The sequence below is a fragment of the Shewanella sp. MF05956 genome, assembly GCF_059758055.1.
The window spans coordinates 1-20612 of sequence record NZ_JCAYNV010000004.1 but is presented as its reverse complement, the minus strand read 5'-3'; the positions used below and the strand labels follow the sequence as shown (position 1 = coordinate 20612).

The window sequence follows — 20612 nt, the reverse complement described above, 5'->3', positions numbered from 1 at the left end:
TTGAGGTAGCCTATTTTTTTATCTTAAATTTTACCGCCCTGTTAATCATCGGTTAAATATTGAACTATATTTATCTAGACATCGTAATAACCCTTACACAACAAATGGAGGTTACTATGCAACTGTCTGAAATCAAGTTAGCCATCACTCAGCAAACGCTTCATCCAACCATTATCAGTTATGCCGATTCAAATCATTACTTACTTGGAATAGAAGATGAGCAAGGTAACTTTAAAAGTGCTCGTGATAAAACAGGTCAATTAATGAGTCTTAATTCAATTGCACAAGCGGAAGTGTTGCTTAAACAGCAAGGGATACATTACGCCATGATACAAATCCAAACGGCGTATGATGAAATGATCGGTAACAGCAGCACACAACATTGCCGTTACCGAGTCGAGTTTTAAGCTAACAATGGATGATTATGGTGTCAGTGGTTCACGTGAAAACTCATCATAATCACATTTAGGGCAATCGGGGATAACACCAGGAAAATCGATTTGCATTTCGTGACCACACTTATTGCATGTCAACTTACCTTGGTTAATGATTTCCCCTGATTTGTACACACCGTGATGCTTAAAATCTTGTAATAACTCATGCCACTCCACTTGGCTACGGTCTGTAATTTCACTGAGCCATTGCCATAATGTATTTTCAATCCCGATCACCATCGGGCTAAAACTTAAATTATCGGCATTTTTCTCACTTAAGAACTCTGCTATGTCTCGCTTTAAAAATTCTTCTACTAAGGCTAACTCTTCTTCATCGGCATTTGATTTTAGTTTTAGATATGCTTTTCCTTGAGTGACTGACTTAAACAAACTTTTAGCAGTCAATGAGTTATCTTGATCGAACTTGGTTTTAACCTGTTCGAATAATGATTGATATAAGGCTAATAGTGCTGAACTTTTTCCACTCATAAGTAATACTCCTTAATACGCACCTTTTTAATAGATCACTTCTGGTTTATTCTATGCAGTTATAAATCGCGCTGTTGAGCGTTAGATCAAACAATGGGCGGCATGGCCGGAAATAGATTGATGCAAGAACAATATAATCCCTCAGAAATTGAAGCCTTAGTGCAAAAGCACTGGCAAGAACATAAAACCTTTGAAGTCACTGAAGATGAAAGCAAAGAGAAATTCTATTGTCTTTCTATGTTTCCGTATCCTTCAGGCCGTCTTCACATGGGCCACGTTCGTAACTACACCATAGGTGATGTTGTAGCACGATATCAACGTTTGCAAGGTAAAAATGTTTTGCAACCGATTGGTTGGGACTCATTTGGTCTGCCAGCTGAAAATGCCGCGATCAATAACAAGACCTCTCCAGCACCGTGGACTTACGAAAACATCGACTACATGAAGAACCAACTTAAGTTATTAGGTTTTGGTTATGATTGGAGCCGTGAAATTGCCACCTGTACACCTGAGTATTATCGTTGGGAACAGTGGTTTTTCACTCAGTTGTATGCAAAAGGCTTAGTTTACAAAAAAACATCATCTGTAAACTGGTGTCCAAACGACGAAACGGTACTGGCGAATGAGCAAGTACAAGACGGCTGTTGCTGGCGTTGTGACACAGAAGTGGTACAAAAAGAAATTCCACAGTGGTTTATTAAAATCACTGACTACGCTGAAGAATTGCTAAACGACATCGATACGTTAGATGGCTGGCCTGAACAGGTTAAAGCGATGCAACGTAACTGGATTGGCCGCAGTGAAGGTATCGAAATGACCTTTGCCGTTGCTGACCGTGACGACAGCTTTGATATCTATACCACCCGTCCAGATACATTAATGGGCGTGACTTATGTTGCCATTGCAGCAGGTCATCCACTTGCCATACAAGCTGCTGAAAACAATCCGCAATTAGCTGAGTTTTTAGAAGAATGTAAAAACGCTGACACCACTGAAGCTGCGATGGCCTCAATGGAGAAAAAAGGCGTTGCAACTGGCTTGCAAGCTGTTCACCCTATTTCGGGTAAACTTGTGCCAATTTGGGTCGCTAACTTTGTATTAATGAATTACGGCACGGGTGCGGTAATGTCAGTGCCTGCTCATGATCAACGCGATTATGAATTTGCGACTAAATACAACTTAGCTATTGAAGCGGTCATTAAGCCAGTAGATGGCGACGTAGACGTTAGCAAAGAAGCGTTCACCGAAAAAGGTGTGGTGTTTAATTCAGGCGATGCATTCCCAGAGTTAGACGGCTTAGATTTTCAAGCGGCTTTTGAAGCCATTGATGCTAGATTAACCGCAGAAGGCAAAGGTAAACGTCAAGTAAACTACCGTTTACGCGACTGGGGTGTTTCTCGCCAGCGTTATTGGGGCGCACCAATTCCAATGGTTACCCTTGCTGATGGCACTGTGGTACCTACACCTGAAGACCAATTACCCGTCATTCTGCCAGAAAATGTGGTAATGGATGGCATTCAAAGTCCAATTAAAGCCGACAAGGCTTGGGCCGAAACCACAGTCAACGGTCAGCCAGCAACCCGTGAAACAGATACCTTTGATACCTTTATGGAATCATCTTGGTACTACGCGCGTTACTGTAGCCCTCATGCAGATGAAATGTTAGACCCAGCTAAAGCGAACTACTGGTTACCTGTAGATCAGTATATTGGCGGTATCGAACACGCCTGTATGCATTTGTTGTATTTCCGCTTCTTCCACAAGTTATTACGTGACGCAGGGTTAGTGAACAGCAATGAACCGGCTAAACAGTTATTAACTCAAGGCATGGTACTGGCAGACGCCTATTACTATACCAACGAAAAAGGTGCCCGAGTTTGGGTGTCACCTTTAGAAGTGACCGTAGAAGAAAAAGACGATAAAGGCCGTATTCTTAAAGCCGTAGACAGTCAAGGCAATGAGCTGGTTTACACCGGCATGAGCAAGATGTCAAAGTCAAAAAATAACGGTATCGACCCGCAAGTGATGGTCGAAAAGTACGGTGCTGACACCGTCCGTTTATTCATGATGTTTGCATCGCCTCCAGAGCTAACACTTGAGTGGCAAGAGTCTGGCGTTGAAGGAGCACACCGCTTCATTAAGCGTTTCTGGAAATTGGCAAGCGACCATGTTGCTGCTGGCCCAACAGAAGCACTTGATACCAGCAAGTTAAATGCTGATCAAAAAGCCCTTCGTCGTGAACTACACAAAACGATAGCGAAAGTCAGCGATGACATTGCGCGTCGTCAAATGTTTAACACCGCCGTTGCCTCAGTAATGGAATTGATGAATCATTTGCTAAAAGCACCACAAGAAAGCGCACAAGATCGTGCCTTACTTGCTGAAGCGCTTTCTGCAGTGACACGCTTACTTTACCCAATCGTGCCGCACATTGCCTTTACCGTGTGGAAAGAACTCGGGAACCAAAGCAACATCGAAGACAGCCGCTGGCCAGAAGTTGACGAGTCTGCATTAGTTGAAGACAGTAAACTGATTGTGGTTCAAGTTAACGGTAAGGTACGTGCAAAAATAACCGTAGCGGCAGACGCATCTAAAGAAGATGTTGAAGCATTAGGTATGAGTGACGAACATGTACAAAAACACACTGAAGGCTTAAGCATACGTAAAGTGATTTACGTGCCAGGCAAACTGTTAAGCATTGTGGCTAATTAATCCTTAACCACTACAGCAATACCCTGTGAGAGTGAGCAACTCTCACAGGTTGTAATATTATTAGCAGTAAAATAACTTACCTTATAGCGGTAAGTTATTTATGTTAACCATGTCAATATACAAGGATGCCTCCCCTCACTATGCTAGCCAAAAATATCTGTTTAGCCATAATGACAATGGTACTACTGACGAGTGCCGGTTGTGGCTTTAAACTGCAACGCAGTTACTCTATTCCAGCAGAATTAGCCGAGTTACATTTAAGTAGTAGCGATGAGTACAGCGAATTAACCCGCTTGGTGCGCGACCGATTACGCATCAACCGTATTAGCCTTGTTGATGCAGCAGAAAAAACGCCGACCTTGCGATTAATTACTGACACATTAGAACGTGCCACCTTGTCACTGTATCCAACCGGTAACGTGGCAGAATACGAACTTATTTATGTCGTCCATTACTCGGTTACACTACCGGGAGAAGAACCACAAGAGTTTGACACCGAAATCCGTCGTGATTATCAAGACGATCCACGTACCGCATTGGCCAAAAGTCGCGAAATGGAATTGTTGTTAAAAGAAATGCGAGTACAAGCAGCCGACTACATTATTCAAACCCTGGCATCAATTGGAGCGCAATAATGCGGGTGTACCCCGATCAACTAAAACAACATTTAAAAAACTTACCTGATTGTTTTTTATTGTTTGGCGATGATCCTTGGTTGATTGAAAATAGTAAGCAGCAAATTTTAGCTGCAGCTAAAAAACAAGGTTTTGAAGAGCGTGTTCAGCTCAGCCAGGAGACCGGTTTCAATTGGGGAGATTTAACCCAAGAATGGCAAGCCATGAGTTTATTTGCTAGCAGGCGAATAATAGAATTAACCCTGCCACAAGGTAAACCCGGCACCGACGGAGCTGCGGCATTTCAAACCCTGTTACAACATCCTAATCAAGATATGTTATTAATTGTGCAAGGCCCTAAGGCCAGTGCAGAACAAACCAACAGCAAATGGTTTAAATCGCTCGACGCTAAAGGTATCTATTTACCCTGTACCACACCTGAGGGTAAACAATTTGAGCGTTGGTTAGACGTACGAATTACCCATTACGAGCTCACAGTGCATCATGATGCCAAAGCCATGTTGTTTACGTTATTTGAGGGTAATTTACTCGCAGCTGAACAAGCCATGCAATTGCTGCAACTGCTTAGCCCGAAACAAAATATTACGCCAGAGCAACTCAGCGAATATTTTGAAGACCAATCTCGTTTTAGCGTGTTTCAATTGTGTGATGCCATATTGGCAAACCATCAAAAACAGGCCCAGCACATGCTGTCACAGTTACAAGCTGAAGGGACTGCTATGCCTATTTTGATGTGGGCATTATTTAAAGAGATTAATTTACTGCTGACACTCAAACTTGCCCAACATAATGGCGAACAACTGAATCAATTGTGGGGCAAATATCGAATTTGGGATAAACGTAAACCCCTGTATCAAGCCGCACTGACACGGTTAGACCTTGACCATATCGAACACATGCTCGCTTTTGCCTCAAAACTTGAGTTAAACCTGAAACAAAAAGGCATCGAAGACTGGATTGGCTTAAGCCATTTTTGCATTTTGTTTGATCCACGCGCCCACAATAGATTGGCTCACATCGAGTTAACTGATTAGAGTTAACCGACTGGTTTTACCTAAAAGAAAGGACTATACATGCGAATTGGTATATTGGGCGGCACTTTTGACCCCATCCATCTAGGACATATCAATCCAGCCTTAGACGTCAAACAGCAACTCAATTTAGACCAAGTCTGGTTAATGCCAAACCATATTCCACCCCATAAAAATACTACTATGGTCAGCAGCTTTCATCGCCTTGAGATGGTCAAGCTCGTGTGTCAGCATTACCCTGAGTTTCAATTATGCGATATCGAAATCAATCGAGACACCACTTCCTATAGTGTCACCACCCTGACCTTATTGACCCAACAATACCCACAGCATGAGTTCTTTTTTATTATGGGAATGGACTCATTTATCCAGTTGCCGCTATGGCATCAATGGCAATCGCTGTTTTCATTGTGTCACATTGCATTATGTCAGCGCCCTGGATGGACTATGGACGCCCACAGCGAAATGGCCAAGGAACTGCTATTTAGACAAGCTACTATCCATGATGCAAATCAATCAAACCAGACTAAACACGGTAAAATATTCAGTGTAAACAGTCAGCTTATTGATATTTCCTCTACAGAAATCCGCCAGCGATTACAGCAAAACGCCGATACCCAATCCGTATTACATCCATCGACACGCGACTATATTGAACAGCACCAGCTTTATCGATAACTCAAAAGATTAATTTACCGTGGATTAAATAAGCTTAATTGCGCATTCACAGTGAATTTGAGTATAATACTCCGTTAATTTTTACTAATGAGGTACATCGCGTGCAAGGCACCGAGCTAAAAGATTTCGTTATCGATAAAATCGATGATTTAAAAGCAAAAAACATTACTGTTTTAGACGTGTCTAAACAGTCAACCATTACAGACACAATGATTATCTGTACTGGTACATCAAAAACTCACGTTCGTTCTATCGCAGAGCATGTTGTCGTGTCAGCTAAAGACGCTGGCGAACAGCCTCTTGGCGTTGAAGGTCGTGACAGCAGCGAATGGGTACTGGTTGATTTAGGTTCAGTTATTTTGCATGTTATGCAAGAACAAACTCGTGCTTATTACGAGCTTGAAAAACTGTGGTCTGAACACAGCGTCTAATGAAGTTACAGCTTATTGCCGTTGGCACCAAAATGCCTGACTGGGTTACCCGAGGTTTCGAAGAATATCAACGCCGTTTTCCAAGAGATATGGCTTTGGAACTTATCGAAATCCCTGCGGGTAAACGCGGAAAAAATGCAGATATCGCCCGAATTTTACATAAAGAAGGCGAATTAATGCTAGCGGCGGTAGCCAAAGGTAACCATATTGTTAGCTTAGATTTACCTGGCAAAAATTGGGTAACCCCCGAACTCGCTGAGCAAATGACAAAGTGGCAATTAGATGGCAGAGATGTCAGCTTACTGATTGGTGGCCCAGAAGGACTCTCACCTGCTTGTAAAGAGGCGGCCAACCAAAGCTGGTGTTTATCGGCCTTAACCCTACCGCATCCTTTGGTCAGGGTTATTGTTGCTGAAAGCCTTTACCGCGCATGGAGCATAAACAACAACCATCCGTATCACAGAGAATAAGCTTAGTTGTACCGTTAATTAGCCTTATCGATAATGATTATCATGCAACTCTTTTTTTCATATTCATCAGCTGCTAAAGTGATCTTTTTTATTTAACCTTCCATTTAATAACGACGGGGAAAGCATAAGTGTCGCCAAAAAAGCGCATTACCATGCATGATCACGCCGCAGAAGCTGCGTTGTTTAAACGTCGTGCATTCTTTACATTCCTCTGCGTTTTTGCACTACTTTGTGTGCTTTTGTCCAATCTTTATCATCTACAAGTTGTGTCTTATAAAGACTACGAAACGCGTTCAAACGACAACCGCATCCGTGTAGTACCTACCGCTCCCAGTCGCGGACTCATTTACGACCGTCATGGTGTGCTGTTAGCTGAAAACCAACCGTATTATTCGCTTGAACTAATCCCTGAAAAAGTATCAAACATTAATGTAACGTTAGATGAGCTCAACAAACTCATTGAACTCACACCAGATGAACGCGAAAACATCACCGAAACACTGAAGTTTCATAGACGATTCAAGCCGTTAACCATTAAAAACAAACTAACTGAAGAGCAAGTAGCAACCTTCAGCGTTAACCAATATAAGTTTCCTGGCATTTACGTTGAAGCAGGCTTAAAGCGTCACTATCCTTACAACGAACTCATGACTCATGTCCTTGGATACGTAGGTAAAATTAACACCCGCGATAAAGCGCAACTTGAAAAAAGCCAGCAATGGAAAAACTACGCGGCCACCAAAGATATTGGTAAGCAAGGCATTGAAAAATACTATGAGGGTTTACTCCATGGCATTCCAGGCCACCTTGAAGAAGAGGTCAATAACCGTGGCCGAGTGATCCGCACTTTAAAAGTCACCCCGCCACTTCCTGGGCAAGATATTTACTTAACCTTAGACTTAAAACTACAGCAAAAGGCCATGGAATTACTCGCCGGACGCCGTGGTTCTGTTGTGGCAATAGATCCTCGCGATGGCGGCGTACTGGCGATGATTTCAAGCCCATCATACGACCCAAATCCATTTGTGCATGGCATTAGCAGTAAAGCGTATGCCGACTTATTGAATGATAAATCGCGCCCATTGATAAACCGCTCTACCCAAGGACAATATTCCCCTGCATCAACCATTAAACCGCATGTGGCTTTGCTCGGGTTAGAAGAAAAAATTATTAACGAACGCACAAGAGTATGGGATCCAGGTTACTGGCAAATGCCTGGTGTTGAGCGTAAATGGCGCGACTGGAAAAAATGGGGGCATGGTTGGGTCGATGTGTACCATGCTATTGTCGATTCATGTGATATTTTCTTCTACGACTTAGTCTATAAAGTCGGTATTGATAAAATGGCCACCTTTATGGAGCCGTTTGGCTTTGGTAAAAGTACCGGCATTGATATATTTGAAGAGTCTGACGGCGTTATGCCGTCAAGGGATTGGAAACGCATGCGTTATAACCAGCCTTGGTATAATGGCGACACGATTTCTGTCGGTATTGGTCAAGGTTATTGGACATCAACACCACTGCAATTAGCTAACGCGGCAGCGATCATGGCTAATAAAGGTAAGCGTTTTACGCCACACTTGTTAAAATCTTTTAAAAACAATACGGTAAAAATTGACACCCCCATTGATGAGCAAGCACCAATTAAACTTAAAAATGAGCGCAATTGGGACATCATCAATGAAGCAATGCGTCAAACCGCAGACAAATCGCGTTTTACTGATGCCACTTACACCGCAGCAATGAAAACCGGTACCGCTCAGGTATTCAGTGTTGCCAAAGACCAAAAATACAATGCCGATACCATCGCAGAACACCTTCGCGATAACGCATTGATTATTGCTTATGCTCCCTACGAAAACCCACGCATTGTATTAGCCGTGGTATTAGAAAATGCTGGCTGGGGTGGCGCAAACGCTGGCCCATTAGCAAGAGCATTACTCGATGAGTATATTTTACGTGACGAATGGGCCATCAAACCTTGAATAATCATCCACACCAACAGTCATTTTGGCAAAAGATACACATAGATGTGCCGCTACTCAGTGGCATTTTAGTGCTCATGCTATTCGGTTTATTTGTGATTTATTCAGCCAGTGGCGAAGACCCAGCAATGATGGAACGCCAATTAGTGCGTATGACCTTATCGCTTGGAGTTATGTTTTGTTTTGCGCAAATTAACCCTGAAATATTAAGACGCTGGGCGTTACCGATTTATTTGGCGGGGGTAGTGCTATTAGTGGGAGTCGAGTTATTTGGCACCATTAATAAAGGAGCACAACGATGGTTAAACCTAGGGTTTATGGAGTTTCAGCCATCAGAGCTGATCAAATTAGCCTTCCCAATCACGATGGCCTGGTACATCAGTAAATTCCCATTACCGCCTAAAAAGCGCTACCTTGCTGGCGGCGTGGTGATATTACTAATTCCCACCTTACTTATTGCTAAACAGCCCGACTTAGGCACCTCTATTCTGGTCGCTGCATCGGGTGTATTTGTGTTGTTTATGTCAGGAATGAGTTGGCTCATTGTCGGTGGCGCTGTGACTGCAGTGTTATTGTTTTTGCCAGTGCTGTGGTTTTTCTTAATGCACGACTACCAACGTACTCGGGTATTAACCTTGTTTAATCCAGAGCAAGATCCGCTCGGCGCGGGTTATCATATTATTCAATCAAAAATTGGGATTGGCTCTGGCGGTCTTTGGGGTAAAGGTTGGCTTAATGGAACTCAGTCACAATTAGAGTTTTTACCAGAGCGCCACACCGACTTTATCTTTGCAGTGATAGGTGAAGAGTTTGGCTTAATTGGTAGCTTACTTTTACTTTCAATGTATTTATTTGTGATTGGTCGAGGGCTCATTATTGCCTCGCAAGCGCAAACTAGCTTTGCACGGCTTTTAGCGGGCAGCATCACTTTGACATTTTTTGTATACGTTTTTGTTAATATTGGTATGGTATCGGGTATTCTGCCCGTAGTTGGCGTACCACTCCCACTGATTAGTTATGGCGGAACCTCCATGCTAACCTTAATGACTGGGTTTGGTATTTTAATGAGCATTCAAACACATAGACGATTTGTCGACAGATAGGAACTACAGTAAAGATGGCTAAAATCACAGTACAAATCGCCAGCCTAACATTGCTTTGCAGTGTTTTTTTACATGTTAATGCAGCAACAGATAGTGATCCACAAACACTCAAAAACGCGTTTGTAAAAGAACAAGTCAGTAAAGGTGCCAGTCAGGCAGATGTTGAACAGTTTTTAGCGACGTCAACATTTGACCAAAGCATCATCGACGCCATGACAAAACCTTGGGAAGCCAAACCTTGGCATCAGTATTACCCTATTTTTCTTACCGATAAGCGTTTAGAAAAAGGCTTAGCATTTTGGAAAGAAAACCATGCGGTGATCAGTAAAGCTGCCGAGAAATTTAACGTAGACCCACAAATTATTGTTGCCATTATTGGGATTGAAACCTTTTACGGCGGATACATGGGCAACCACCGTGTACAAGATGCGTTATACACTTTAGGCTTTTATTACCCACCTCGCGCAACATTTTTCCGTAGTGAATACGCTAACTTAATGGCGCTCATTAAAGAAGAAAAGCTCGATAACAGCACCTTAAAAGGCTCTTATGCTGGAGCGATGGGTTACGGTCAGTTTATCCCTTCAAGCTATCGTCATTACGCTGTCGATTTTGATGGTGATGGCAGAAGAGATTTATTAACCAGCAAAGCCGATGCAATTGGCAGTGTGGCAAATTACTTCCATCAACATGGCTGGCAAAAAGGTCAACCGGTAGCGTTGTTGCTCAACCACACTTCAAACCAAGCACCTAAAGCTAAAGTTTGGACCAAAGAAAAGCTCCACTATAAGGTGTCTGACATTCTCAGCCCAAGTCTAAGCTTAGCGAATAATCAAGATATTGATGCATCGCAAAAAGCATTATTAGTAAAGTTAGATCAGCCAGACAATGCGGAATATTGGCTAGGACTTAAAAACTTTTATGTCATTACCCGATATAACAGAAGCCCACTTTATGCCATGGCGGTTTATCAATTTAGCCAGCAGCTTAATGCTCACTATCAACGCTAGGTAAATCAACATGCAAATATCTTTTCGCCATATTTTGTTCGCTGCGTGTTGTAGCGTCTTGCTTTTTGGTTGTTCGTCCAATGACAGCAGCAGTCCAACTAAAAAAGCAGGCAGTAAAAGTCGTTACCAAATGGCTGACGATCGCTACCCTGATGATGCGCCAGATGTGAGCCTGGTTAAAAATGCCCAACCTAAATATGAACCATACAGCCGCCAAGGTAATCGCGATTACACCGTGTTAGGCAAAAGTTATAAGGTACTCGATTCGGGTAAAGGCTTTAAAGAGCAAGGCCATGCCTCTTGGTATGGTTCAAAGTTTCATGGCCATTTAACGTCAAATGGTGAAACATATGACATGTACACCATGTCTGCCGCACACAAAAACTTACCATTACCGAGCTATGTTAAAGTCACTAATTTAGACAACAATAAGCAAATTATTGTTCGAGTGAACGATAGAGGCCCGTTTCATGACGGCCGTGTTATCGACTTATCATACGCTGGTGCTTACCACCTAGGCATGCTGGCAAAAGGGACTGCGCGAGTAGCAATCGAAACCGTTTATGTGCCATCGCCTGAGCAACGAGTCATCAGTGATTTAAAAGATAACGACAACCATTTTATTCAAGTCGCCGCCTCAAAAGACAAATTACGCGTGAACATGCTTGCAAGACAACTTGAAAATAAATATTCAGTGTCCTCACGAGTAAGCTCATCGAATGGTATTCACCGATTACAACTTGGGCCAGTTAAGCAAATTCATTTAACCAATAAGTTGCTCGATAAATTGCAAGCTGAAGGTTATCCGCAAAGCTTTATTGTGCCTTAACAAGGTGATGATTCACCGAGAATGAAAGAACCTTAATGCGAAATGGTTGTCTACTCATGTATAATCATTAACAATTATTAAAATTGATTTTTTGTCTTTTCTTCGACTAACCAGAGACGTGCCTAATTCATGATGACTTTTAAGACCGCTCAACTCACTTCAATGCTTTTTGCATCAGTAGTGTCTTTTTCTTCTCTTGCTGCTACCCCGCAACCAGATCCACGTCCAACACCGAATCGCGCTCCGATGGTAACCCCAGATGCGCCAAGTGTTGCGGCTAAAGCTTATGTGTTAATGGATTATAATTCTGGCCGAGTTATCGCAGAAGAAAATGCTTACGAAAGCTTAAACCCAGCTAGCTTGACCAAAATGATGACAAGTTATGTGATTGGTCATGAAGTTCGTGAAGGTAATATTTCATTAGATGACGATGTTATCATCACCAAAAATGCCTGGTCAAAAAACTTCCCAGACTCATCTAAGATGTTTATTGAAGTGGGTAAGACGGTCAAAGTACACGACTTAAACCGCGGTATTATTATTCAATCTGGCAACGATGCGTGTGTGGCGATGGCTGAACACATCGCAGGTACCGAAGGTGCATTTGTTGACTTAATGAACTCATGGGCCAAGCAATTGGGCATGAAAGACAGTTATTTTGAAAACTCACACGGTTTAGATTCAGACAATCATAAAACTACCGCTTACGACATGGCGTTATTAGGCGCAGCACTTATTCGTGATGTACCAGAAGAATACCGTGTATATTCTGAAAAATCGTTTACTTACAACGGTATTAAACAGTACAACCGTAACGGCTTATTGTGGGATAAAAGCTTAAATGTTGACGGAATTAAAACCGGACACACCTCTGGCGCAGGTTATAACCTCGTATCATCTGGTACTAGCGAAGGTATGCGTTTAATTACGGTCGTAATGGGCACAGCAAGCGAGTCTGCACGTAAAGCGGAAAGTAAAAAACTGCTTAACTACGGTTTCCGTTTTTTTGAAACGATTACCCCTTACAAAGCTGGTGACACTTTTGTTACCCAAAATATTTGGTATGGTGACAGAGCAACCGTTGATTTGGGTGTAATGACTGACACGCCAATCACCATCAACCGTGGTAAAGCGAAAGATTTACAAGCTAACTTTGAATTAACCAAAGAGTTAACGGCGCCACTCGCTAAAGGTGAAACTGTAGGCCGAGTATATTTCCAACTTGATGGTCAGGATATTGCTCAATACCCGCTAGTGACATTAAACGCTGTTGAAGAAGGCAGCTGGTTTAGTAAGCTAATGGATTATTTTAAGCAAATGTTTGCTGGCTGGTTCGAATAAGTCGGTTTTGTAAACCACCGTTGAATCAACAAATTAAAGTCGCATTTTTGCGACTTTAATTTTTTCAGGTCGATAAGACTTGAATCGGGTATAATCGCCACCATATTTAAGTCATAGCCAACCCAATTGAGTAGCCAATGTTAGATACAACTTTTGACCAAGTAATGGAATTTCCTAATTCATGTCCATTCAAAGTGATTGGTGATGCCGATGACACACTTGCTGACCGCGTTGTCGCAGTCGCACAACAACTTGCACCTGGTGATTATGTACCAACAGTAAAAGCATCAAGCAAAGGCAGTTACTATTCGGTCACAATCCGTATTACCGTCACCAGTAAAGAACACATCGAAAAAGCGTATATCGATCTTGCCGCCATTGACGGTGTAAAACGCGTACTGTAACTCAAATAGAGTCAGCATTTGCGTAAAACTTGAGTATAATACTCAGGAATTAATCACACCATTTACCTAGGGGAGACGTTGCCCTTGCAAGCAAATACACTGCACGTTCGCCATTTAGGCATGCAAGACTACGAGTCGATTTGGCATGCTATGCAGGAATATACTGACACTCGAGACTCAAACAGCCAGGATGAATTATGGATTGTTGAGCACTCGCCAGTATTCACCCAAGGCCAAGCAGGTAAAAGCGAGCATATCCTTAACCCAGGCGACATCCCCGTTATTCAGGTAGATCGTGGCGGCCAAGTCACCTATCACGGTCCAGGCCAGTTAGTGGTATATCCACTTATTGATATCAAACGTAATAAAATAGGCGTGCGCCAATTGGTTAACAATATTGAGCAAAGTATTGTTAATATGCTGGGCCAATACAATATCGAAGCTTATGCTAAAGCCGATGCACCTGGCGTGTATGTAAACGAAAGAAAAGTCGCTTCTTTAGGGCTGCGTATTCGTAAAGGTTGTTCATTCCATGGTTTAGCACTCAATGTCGACATGGATTTAGCGCCGTTTCAACGTATTAATCCGTGTGGTTATGCCGGTTTAGAAATGGTGCAATGTAAAGCCTTAGGTGGACCGCAAACCGTGCTAATTGCCGGTGATAAATTAATCCAAACCTTTAGCCAAATTATGGGCTATCAACAACTTGTACATCATCAAGGATTAGCAGAATAATGAATAGGCCTGAAAGATTACAACCAGGTGTTAAATTGCGTGATGCTGAAAAAGTCGCGCGAATTCCTGTCAAAGTCGTGCCATCTGAGCGCGAAACGATGTTACGTAAACCGGATTGGTTACGTGTAAAGTTACCGGCGTCGAATCAACGTATTCTTGATATAAAAGCAGCACTTCGTAAAAATGGATTACATTCTGTTTGTGAAGAAGCATCATGCCCTAACTTAGCTGAATGCTTTAATCACGGTACGGCGACCTTTATGATTTTAGGCGCTATTTGTACCCGTCGTTGTCCATTTTGTGACGTTGCCCATGGCCGTCCATTAAAACCTGATGCGCAAGAGCCAGTAAAGTTAGCTGAAACTATCAGAGATATGAAGCTTAAGTATGTGGTTATCACCTCAGTAGACCGTGATGATTTACGTGATGGCGGCGCGCAACATTTTGCTGATTGTATCCGAGAAATCCGCTTATTGAACCCTGAAATCAAAATCGAAATTCTAGTGCCTGATTTCCGCGGCCGTATTGACGCAGCGTTAGACATCTTAGCGACTGAGCCACCAGATGTGTTTAACCACAATTTAGAGACAGCGCCTGCGCATTACCGTAAAGCACGTCCAGGTGCTAACTATCAGTGGTCGTTAGACTTACTTAAACGCTTTAAAGAGCGTCATCCAAATGTACCGACTAAGTCGGGCTTAATGATGGGTCTGGGTGAAACTAACGAAGAAATCGCGCAAGTATTACATGATCTTCGTGCGCATAACGTCGAAATGCTTACGCTAGGCCAATACTTACAACCATCTAAATTCCACTTACCAGTTGAGCGTTACGTGCCACCTGCAGAATTTGATGAGTTAAAAGCGCTGGCTGACAGCATTGGATTTACCCATGCAGCTTGTGGACCTTTGGTTCGCTCAAGCTACCATGCAGACTTACAAGCTCAGGGTAAAGAAGTTAAATAACCCGAGATCTGGGTAAATAACCTTTTTTGACCAATAAAAAACAGCGCTCAAGCGCTGTTTTTTATATCTGCAATATCAAGTAAAAGACAAGAGTAAGGATAAATAAAGCTTATAAAGCTTTATCCATCAAAATAGCATCTTCATTGCCATCACTGGTTTGATAATAGTTTTTGCGTCTACCAGATTCACTAAAACCCACTTTCTCATACAAAGCTTTAGCAGAAGTATTTGACTCACGTACCTCAAGCATCATCACAACAGCCTGGGCTTGTTTCGCTTCGCTCAAAATGTGCCTAATCAGTAATAATCCTAACCCCTGGCCTTGATAAGCTGGCGCAACACAAATATCAAGCAAAGTCGCTTCATCGATAATTTGCTGCACAATCGCAAACCCCAGCAGTTCACCTTGCTGCATGACCCCAACCGCACGATATAAGGGGCTAAAACAGTCTGCTAGGCCTGCTTCTGTCCACGGATGAGTATGAGATTGCTTTTCAATGTTTGCCATTGCTGTAACATCTTCAAGACTAAGCACAGAAAGAATATAAGCTTCAGTGTTGTGCATTACGCTCACCCTTATCTGTTTGTTGCTTATCAAGATGCTGGCTGATTTGCAGCCAAAGTTGGCGCTTCTCTTGCGGGTTTACAGGTAAGTCGCTTAACGGCGCACTGACAATCCACGCCACTCTCGGCCTAACTTTAACTTTACGCATGTCCCAAACCACTTGAGGGCCTTTGACCATTTCACAGTCAAACTCACACAGATCAATCTCTACGCCCAATAACTGCAATACATCAACCATTAGCGTGAGGTTGCTAAGATCGGCATCAAGATCATGCAGCACAAGATAAGGTTTACTTGGCTTATCAGCACTACGCCAGCGAGTAATGTTCATCGCATCTAAAAAAGCTGATTGGTCCATTAGGCTCTCATTGCTAGAATTTAATTCACCGCCAAGCATAGCAGCTAAGCGCGTCGGTAAAAAGAGACCCATCACACGCAATCAGCCCATGTAATATTTAAAATGATCACAACATCGGACTGATAAAATTAAATATCCATCCAATTAAGGTAAATGAAATCAATAAAATACTAAACACGATAATCAGTAATCGCCATTGCATGACTTGCTTAAGTAAAATGAACTCAGGAAAGCTTGCTGCAACTGTTGCCATACAAAAAGCTAATGTTGTACCAATGGGCAAGCCATTCATAATCAAGCTCTCCATAACGGGGATAACCCCTGTGGCATTAGAGTATAAAGGTATACCAATCAATACAGCAGCAGGTACTGACCACCATTGACCATTGCCTAAATGGGTTTCTATCCAACCATCAGGAACAAAACCGTGCAAGGCTGCGCCAAGTCCAACCCCAATAATGACCCACTTCCACACTCGGCCAAATATGTCTAAGGTCTCATCTTTAGCAAATTGATGACGCTGAGCAAACGTCATAGCTGATTGCATTATGTCGCTATTAGTCTGATTAGCTTGTGCCTGACCTTTTTCAAGCGCTTTGGCGGCAAATGACTGTAACCATTTCTCGGCATGAATCGCATCTAAAAATGCCCCAGCCAGTATGCCAACTGACATACCAACAACCACATAAATAACCGTAAACTTCCAACCGAGAAGACTGACGAGTAGCAAAATAGCCACTTCATTAATTAATGGTGAGGTAATAAGAAATGCCATGGTGATGCCAACGGGGATCCCCGCAGAGGTAAAGCCGAGAAAGACCGGAATACTCGAACATGAGCAAAATGGGGTGACTGCACCAAAAACAGATCCCATAAAATAACCAACAAATCGATTTTTACCGGCTAAGTAATCCCTCACTCGTTCAACATTCAGGGAGGCTCGAACCAGAGCGATGACGTAAATCATCAGCACAAGTAGTGCAAAAATCTTAGTGGTATCTTCAATAAAGAAATGAATCGCGTCAGCAAGCTTAGTATAGGGATCTAAGTTCAATATCCCATAAGTGAGCCACGTTGCTAAATCAGAAAAAATTTGCAACATCATTGGACCGCCTTAAAAGCGTAAGCAAGATGTAATCAATACGCTTATACATTGAAGAAATTAGGTAAAAATACTATATTCCTTACATATGAAATTTCATATGTCATAGATCGTATTTTTGAAACATTATTGATACTAAAAAGTAATACGGGGAGCAGCATGACAAATAATAGCTTTTTTGCTTGGAATTTATTTAGTGGTTTACGATCTGTATAATGCAGATTTAACTAATTACTTGTCGAGTATATACGCAGAACAGGGAATTGGGGTTGCTACTATGGCTGCAGGATTTTGAGTCGCATTGTTATCGTCAAGCATGAATAACATGCCTATGGTATCAGTTGGCACTTTATCAATTAATGGCAGTAAAGCAGCTTGAGTGATTAAAGAAGCGATGATTTACGCGAACATTATAGGCAGCGATTTGCCCGAGAAATCAAACCAATTGGAAGCTTAGCCGCCTTGTGATGGCAGCATATTTTGCCACAAAAAATTAAACATAATCTGGAGCTATTATTTAAAGGTCGGCATAGTTATGTCACTACCTGTATTGTTTGCCACAATCACAGTTCGTTTACCTGCCTAATTGTTACAGAGGCACTAAATCGAATATATAGTGCCAATGACAAATATGTTTAACGACTTAGATAAAGGAAACTCAAATGATTAAAGCTAAACATGCGCTTGTAATAAAGTAGTTATTTCATCAACGGTAGCGAGTCGACCACTTAATAGAACCTTGTCATCGACCACAAGGGCCGGAGTAGACATCACGCCATAATCCATTATTTGCGCGATATCAGTGACTTTTGACACGTTAAAATCAACATTTAATGACTTTGCAGCTTCAGTTGCTACATCGTTGAGTTTTTGACACTTAGTGCAACCCGTACCAAGTATTTTGATTTCCATCTTACCGCTCCTATGATTAAGAAAAAATCTCATTATCGATTTTATAATCTCACCAAAAGTAAGCCAAAAATCAGTCTATTAATGTGATCAGTTACTAAATTTAGTTATTCAACAGTCCTCAATGTACCCTAGTATTGTAAAGGGTTATCAAGGGCCACTGTAAGCTCCTATGTTTAAGAGCAATGGGGTAGATATAGAGAGTAAACTCACTAAAATAGCGGCAAAATAAAGTTATGGTTAAGTCTAATCAGCAAGGGGATCAACACATTACGTTATAGGTAAATTGCGACCGATTAAATTCTGAATTTAATAGCCACTAAAAAAGATGGTCATAGGCAGACCTTGTAGGCTTCTTTGTTTAGGCTATATTTACTCGTTTACTATGCAGAGATTTAGAGGTTGATATTTGTTTATTTGCCAGCCGCCATTCCATGCTTAAAAACTACACTTTCGATATAAAGATATTTCTGTGTGTTCATATTGATACAATCGACATACAGAGAAAACATGTTTATGAAAGATGATTTAATCGACATGTTTGATTATTTCTAAGATCGAATGTCGATAGTATCAACATTAACTAAACTGCAAACAGTGCTTGTTTAGTATTATCCTGCACAGTACATAAATGTTTGATGCAGCCTTGACTAACAAATTACTGACAACGAAAAGATGAACAATATTGCATCACTTGAATTTATCAGTTTAAAGAAAGGAAATTTGAAGTAAACTACAGAAAAGACAAAGGCCTAGCATTTCTGCTAGGCCTTCTAAATTTGGCAGGGGTGGCAAGACTCGAACTCGCAACCATCGGTTTTGGAGACCGCTGTTCTACCAATTGGAACTACACCCCTGTTGACGAGTGCATTATGCTAAAACAGCCCCCAAAGGTAAAGCATTTTTTCAATATATCAGCTCAATTGCAGTTTTTTCAGGCAAAATAACGTGTTTATTGAAGCAGAAAAAAGTGATATTGAAATATAACTAACAATAATACCAATACTTTGGGGAATCACTCAGCGTCTTAATACTGTTGAGACGAAACCTTAGCATCACGAGCTTCATAGATAAATAACCTTGTTAAATATCTGATATAAACCTAAAAAACTTTTGAGTACGCTGCCTAATATATCATGACTTGATGCACCATATTAAGGGGCATTTATCTCTTATCGGTTACTGATTTTATTAAACCACAATAATGTTTCTCGGGTTCACTATTGATAGGCAGAAGCTCTCCATTAGATTCGCCGCTTGATAGCGACCCACATTTTCACCTGACTAATTTAGCTGGCCTGCTATTGTTCTCGCGCCTGCTGCACCTCGGCTATCACTGTGTATTGAGATGGCCTGTTGGCGTAATCTTGCACGTTCGGGGCTCACTAAACCACGATGTTTAAGGTGATAGTGATAGCTACTACGGGGCACTTCAAATAAACAGCAAAGCTGTTTAACGATGTTCTGCTCTCTTGATAACGATTCAATTAATGCTATCGTTTGATGCTGTCTTGCATTAAGAGAGCGGTAGCCTTTTTTAAGATGTCTTTCTCCCATTCAATCTTCTTGATTTTGGCTTCGAGCTCTTGAATGCGCTGTTGTTCTGGGGTGATGGCATTTCCTGATGGTGTAATACCTTCAAATTCTTGCCTGAGTTGAGTCACCCAACGCCTTATTGCTGTCGGACCAACACCTGTGGCCTCACAAGCTTCTTTTATTGAGTAGCCTTGCTTAATCACGAGATTAGCAGCATCTATTTTAAATTCTGTTGAGTAAGTGGGTTGAGATTTCATTACTTTATACACCGTATTATATTAAGGAGGAGTTTACCTCATATCGGTGTACAGATTCATTAAGCCACAATAGATTATCACCCTATTTTCAGGGAAATTGGGCGCCAGGTAATGACCTATTCGGGCATCGGCATATCGACCACACAGCAATCATGCTTCTTTCTACGACCTTATTGACTAAACTGCAGGCGTAAAAAAGCCCGTTGCGTTAGCAACGGGCTTATCACTACTCTTTCGAGTAAATTAGGCGCCTGGAAATGACCTACTCTCGCATGGGGAGACCCCACACTACCATCGGCGATACTGTGTTTCACTTCTGAGTTCGGAATGGGATCAGGTGGTGCCACAGCTCTATGGTTTCCAGACAAATTTTGTTTATCTAACGCACTAATTCTTCATCAGGCATTAAATAATAATTCGGAAAGCTGATTGCTTATGCTCTTATCTAGAGTTTAGCTTGTTTGAGTCTCTTCACACCGCTTAAGTGCCCCATTCTAATACTAAGTCGTATCAGTAAAACCCATCTGGGTTGTATGGTTAAGCCTCACGGGTCATTAGTACAAGTTAGCTCAACGCCTCACAACGCTTACACACCTTGCCTATCAACGTAGTAGTCTCCTACGGCCCTTTAGA

General features: G+C 41.9%; 21 protein-coding genes, 1 tRNA gene and 2 rRNA genes. 15 read left to right on the top strand and 9 right to left on the bottom strand.

Annotated elements, in window-relative coordinates:
* Window positions 1-116: 116 nt before the first annotated feature.
* Window positions 117-407 (top strand): DUF6482 family protein, encoded by a 291-nt coding sequence (locus tag AC19MX_RS05410; protein ID WP_432399472.1) that lies wholly within the window; start codon window positions 117-119, stop codon window positions 405-407.
* A 15-nt stretch (window positions 408-422) separates the two neighbouring features.
* Here AC19MX_RS05410 and AC19MX_RS05405 read toward each other — a convergent pair whose 3' ends face one another.
* Window positions 423-923 (bottom strand): zinc ribbon-containing protein, encoded by a 501-nt coding sequence (locus AC19MX_RS05405; RefSeq protein ID WP_432399473.1) that lies wholly within the window; start codon window positions 921-923, stop codon window positions 423-425.
* 120 nt (window positions 924-1043) lie between these two features.
* Here AC19MX_RS05405 and leuS point away from each other — a divergent pair, with 120 nt between their 5' ends.
* The 14 genes from leuS (at window position 1044) to lipA (ending at window position 15252) form a co-directional block, all read left to right on the top strand.
* On the top strand, window positions 1044-3635 hold the full coding sequence (gene leuS, locus AC19MX_RS05400; protein WP_498296883.1) for a leucine--tRNA ligase: 2592 nt from the start codon (window positions 1044-1046) through the stop codon (window positions 3633-3635).
* Window positions 3636-3775: 140 nt separating this feature from the next.
* Window positions 3776-4270, top strand: coding sequence for an LPS-assembly lipoprotein LptE (locus AC19MX_RS05395; RefSeq protein ID WP_432399475.1), 495 nt, complete (start codon window positions 3776-3778; stop codon window positions 4268-4270).
* Window positions 4270-5304, top strand: coding sequence for a DNA polymerase III subunit delta (gene holA / locus AC19MX_RS05390; RefSeq protein WP_498296881.1), 1035 nt, complete (start codon window positions 4270-4272; stop codon window positions 5302-5304). Before AC19MX_RS05395 ends, holA begins: the two co-directional genes overlap by 1 nt.
* Before the next feature lie 39 nt (window positions 5305-5343).
* Window positions 5344-5979 (top strand): nicotinate-nucleotide adenylyltransferase, encoded by a 636-nt coding sequence (gene nadD, locus AC19MX_RS05385; RefSeq protein ID WP_498296879.1) that lies wholly within the window; start codon window positions 5344-5346, stop codon window positions 5977-5979.
* Between the two features lie 101 nt (window positions 5980-6080).
* Entirely contained in the window at window positions 6081-6410 is a 330-nt protein-coding gene (gene rsfS / locus AC19MX_RS05380; RefSeq protein WP_498296877.1) for a ribosome silencing factor, read from the top strand.
* Complete coding sequence (rlmH, locus tag AC19MX_RS05375; protein WP_432384832.1) at window positions 6410-6880, top strand: 23S rRNA (pseudouridine(1915)-N(3))-methyltransferase RlmH; 471 nt, start codon at window positions 6410-6412, stop codon at window positions 6878-6880. The genes rsfS and rlmH overlap by 1 nt, the downstream gene beginning before the upstream one ends.
* A 128-nt stretch (window positions 6881-7008) precedes the next feature.
* Window positions 7009-8865, top strand: coding sequence for a penicillin-binding protein 2 (gene mrdA / locus AC19MX_RS05370; RefSeq protein WP_498296875.1), 1857 nt, complete (start codon window positions 7009-7011; stop codon window positions 8863-8865).
* Complete coding sequence (gene rodA / locus AC19MX_RS05365) at window positions 8847-9968, top strand: rod shape-determining protein RodA (protein ID WP_498296874.1); 1122 nt, start codon at window positions 8847-8849, stop codon at window positions 9966-9968. The genes mrdA and rodA overlap by 19 nt, the downstream gene beginning before the upstream one ends.
* 14 nt (window positions 9969-9982) lie before the next feature.
* Entirely contained in the window at window positions 9983-10978 is a 996-nt protein-coding gene (mltB, locus tag AC19MX_RS05360; RefSeq protein WP_498296873.1) for a lytic murein transglycosylase B, read from the top strand.
* Between the two features lie 10 nt (window positions 10979-10988).
* Window positions 10989-11807 (top strand): septal ring lytic transglycosylase RlpA family protein, encoded by an 819-nt coding sequence (locus tag AC19MX_RS05355; RefSeq protein ID WP_498296872.1) that lies wholly within the window; start codon window positions 10989-10991, stop codon window positions 11805-11807.
* Between the two features lie 129 nt (window positions 11808-11936).
* Window positions 11937-13148, top strand: coding sequence for a serine hydrolase (locus AC19MX_RS05350; RefSeq protein WP_432399482.1), 1212 nt, complete (start codon window positions 11937-11939; stop codon window positions 13146-13148).
* Between the two features lie 137 nt (window positions 13149-13285).
* Window positions 13286-13552, top strand: coding sequence for a DUF493 family protein YbeD (gene ybeD / locus AC19MX_RS05345; RefSeq protein ID WP_160054041.1), 267 nt, complete (start codon window positions 13286-13288; stop codon window positions 13550-13552).
* A gap of 84 nt (window positions 13553-13636) precedes the next feature.
* On the top strand, window positions 13637-14287 hold the full coding sequence (lipB, locus tag AC19MX_RS05340) for a lipoyl(octanoyl) transferase LipB (RefSeq protein WP_432399483.1): 651 nt from the start codon (window positions 13637-13639) through the stop codon (window positions 14285-14287).
* Window positions 14287-15252 carry a lipoyl synthase gene (gene lipA / locus AC19MX_RS05335; RefSeq protein WP_432399484.1) on the top strand — a complete coding sequence of 322 codons (966 nt, stop codon included), beginning with the start codon at window positions 14287-14289 and terminating at the stop codon, window positions 15250-15252. The genes lipB and lipA overlap by 1 nt, the downstream gene beginning before the upstream one ends.
* Window positions 15253-15361: 109 nt before the next feature.
* Here the strand turns inward: lipA and rimI are convergent, their stop codons facing one another.
* The 8 genes from rimI to AC19MX_RS05295 all read right to left on the bottom strand — a co-directional run.
* The gene (gene rimI / locus AC19MX_RS05330; RefSeq protein WP_498296871.1) at window positions 15362-15817 is read right to left on the bottom strand and encodes a ribosomal protein S18-alanine N-acetyltransferase; all 456 of its coding nucleotides are present in this window, start codon (window positions 15815-15817) and stop codon (window positions 15362-15364) included.
* Window positions 15804-16175, bottom strand: coding sequence for a hypothetical protein (locus AC19MX_RS05325; RefSeq protein WP_498296869.1), 372 nt, complete (start codon window positions 16173-16175; stop codon window positions 15804-15806). Before AC19MX_RS05325 ends, rimI begins: the two co-directional genes overlap by 14 nt.
* A gap of 106 nt (window positions 16176-16281) precedes the next feature.
* Window positions 16282-17277 (bottom strand): permease, encoded by a 996-nt coding sequence (locus AC19MX_RS05320; RefSeq protein ID WP_498297247.1) that lies wholly within the window; start codon window positions 17275-17277, stop codon window positions 16282-16284.
* 672 nt (window positions 17278-17949) lie between these two features.
* The gene (locus tag AC19MX_RS05315; protein WP_498296867.1) at window positions 17950-18189 is read right to left on the bottom strand and encodes a thioredoxin family protein; all 240 of its coding nucleotides are present in this window, start codon (window positions 18187-18189) and stop codon (window positions 17950-17952) included.
* Window positions 18190-18966: 777 nt separating this feature from the next.
* Window positions 18967-19043, bottom strand: a tRNA-Trp gene (locus tag AC19MX_RS05310).
* A gap of 636 nt (window positions 19044-19679) precedes the next feature.
* The gene (locus AC19MX_RS05305; RefSeq protein WP_498296866.1) at window positions 19680-19979 is read right to left on the bottom strand and encodes a transposase; all 300 of its coding nucleotides are present in this window, start codon (window positions 19977-19979) and stop codon (window positions 19680-19682) included.
* 249 nt (window positions 19980-20228) lie between these two features.
* Window positions 20229-20344, bottom strand: a 5S ribosomal RNA gene (rrf, locus tag AC19MX_RS05300).
* A gap of 168 nt (window positions 20345-20512) precedes the next feature.
* A 23S ribosomal RNA gene (locus AC19MX_RS05295) occupies window positions 20513-20612 on the bottom strand; the annotation flags it as partial.

Bases quoted from the DNA above. Each gene is read 5' to 3' on its own strand.
- AC19MX_RS05410 (WP_432399472.1), top strand. From the start codon at position 117: ATGCAACTGTCTGAAATCAAGTTAGCCATCACTCAGCAAACGCTTCAT.
- AC19MX_RS05405 (WP_432399473.1), bottom strand. From the start codon at position 923: ATGAGTGGAAAAAGTTCAGCACTATTAGCCTTATATCAATCATTATTC.
- leuS (WP_498296883.1), top strand. From the start codon at position 1,044: ATGCAAGAACAATATAATCCCTCAGAAATTGAAGCCTTAGTGCAAAAG.
- AC19MX_RS05395 (WP_432399475.1), top strand. From the start codon at position 3,776: ATGCTAGCCAAAAATATCTGTTTAGCCATAATGACAATGGTACTACTG.
- holA (WP_498296881.1), top strand. From the start codon at position 4,270: ATGCGGGTGTACCCCGATCAACTAAAACAACATTTAAAAAACTTACCT.
- nadD (WP_498296879.1), top strand. From the start codon at position 5,344: ATGCGAATTGGTATATTGGGCGGCACTTTTGACCCCATCCATCTAGGA.
- rlmH (WP_432384832.1), top strand. From the start codon at position 6,410: ATGAAGTTACAGCTTATTGCCGTTGGCACCAAAATGCCTGACTGGGTT.
- rodA (WP_498296874.1), top strand. From the start codon at position 8,847: ATGGGCCATCAAACCTTGAATAATCATCCACACCAACAGTCATTTTGG.
- mltB (WP_498296873.1), top strand. From the start codon at position 9,983: ATGGCTAAAATCACAGTACAAATCGCCAGCCTAACATTGCTTTGCAGT.
- AC19MX_RS05355 (WP_498296872.1), top strand. From the start codon at position 10,989: ATGCAAATATCTTTTCGCCATATTTTGTTCGCTGCGTGTTGTAGCGTC.
- AC19MX_RS05350 (WP_432399482.1), top strand. From the start codon at position 11,937: ATGATGACTTTTAAGACCGCTCAACTCACTTCAATGCTTTTTGCATCA.
- ybeD (WP_160054041.1), top strand. From the start codon at position 13,286: ATGTTAGATACAACTTTTGACCAAGTAATGGAATTTCCTAATTCATGT.
- lipA (WP_432399484.1), top strand. From the start codon at position 14,287: ATGAATAGGCCTGAAAGATTACAACCAGGTGTTAAATTGCGTGATGCT.
- rimI (WP_498296871.1), bottom strand. From the start codon at position 15,817: ATGCACAACACTGAAGCTTATATTCTTTCTGTGCTTAGTCTTGAAGAT.
- AC19MX_RS05325 (WP_498296869.1), bottom strand. From the start codon at position 16,175: ATGGACCAATCAGCTTTTTTAGATGCGATGAACATTACTCGCTGGCGT.
- AC19MX_RS05320 (WP_498297247.1), bottom strand. From the start codon at position 17,277: ATGTTGCAAATTTTTTCTGATTTAGCAACGTGGCTCACTTATGGGATA.
- AC19MX_RS05315 (WP_498296867.1), bottom strand. From the start codon at position 18,189: ATGGAAATCAAAATACTTGGTACGGGTTGCACTAAGTGTCAAAAACTC.
- AC19MX_RS05305 (WP_498296866.1), bottom strand. From the start codon at position 19,979: ATGAAATCTCAACCCACTTACTCAACAGAATTTAAAATAGATGCTGCT.